This window comes from Cellulomonas telluris (genome assembly GCF_004886325.1).
Taxonomy (GTDB): Bacteria; Actinomycetota; Actinomycetes; order Actinomycetales; family Cellulomonadaceae; genus Cellulomonas; species Cellulomonas telluris.
This window is the reverse complement of the sequence record NZ_QXFN01000073.1, coordinates 1-563: the sequence shown is the minus strand read 5'-3', so window position 1 is coordinate 563 and position 563 is coordinate 1. Positions and strand designations below refer to the sequence as shown.

The 563-nt window shown below is 74.1% G+C and carries 1 protein-coding gene; it reads right to left on the bottom strand.

All coding sequences use genetic code 11. From position 1 onward, the window contains the following. Positions 1-563, bottom strand: a 563-nt coding sequence (locus tag FB586_RS18795; protein WP_168800626.1) for a zinc-binding dehydrogenase, incomplete at both ends; no start/stop codon positions are given.

Genomic DNA, 563 nt, shown 5'->3' with positions numbered 1-563 from the left:
CCGGTGACGAGCTCGCCCATCAGGGCGGCGCGCTTGGCAGCGTCCATCGCGGGGAAGACCTTGCTGCCCCAGAAGCCCTTCACGGTCACCTGCTTGAAGATCACGTCGCCCGACGAGATCTCCAGCGTCGGGGAGTCCATCGCTCCGAAGACGACCAGCACGCCGCCCTCGGCCAGCAGCGACACGACGTCACCGGCCGCGGCGCCTCCGACGGAGTCGACGCCGGCGACGACCGGGGCGTCACCGACGATCGCGGCCACCCGGTCGCGCCAGCCGTCGTCGTCGGTCGCGACGACGTCGCCGATGCCGTGGGCGCGCAGCTCCTCGACGCCGTCGGCGCGCCGGACGAGGCCGAGCACGTGGACACCGCGGGCGGCGGCGAGCTGCGCCACGAGGCGTCCGACCGCGCCGTTCGCGGCGTTCTGGACGAGCCAGTCGCCCTCGGACAGGTCGAGCGAGTCCAGCAGCGCGATCGCGCTGAAGGGCATCGACACCAGCTGGCTCGCGGCCTCGTCGTCGATGCCGTCGGGGACCGGCACCAGGCCGCGGGCGGGCGCGACGAC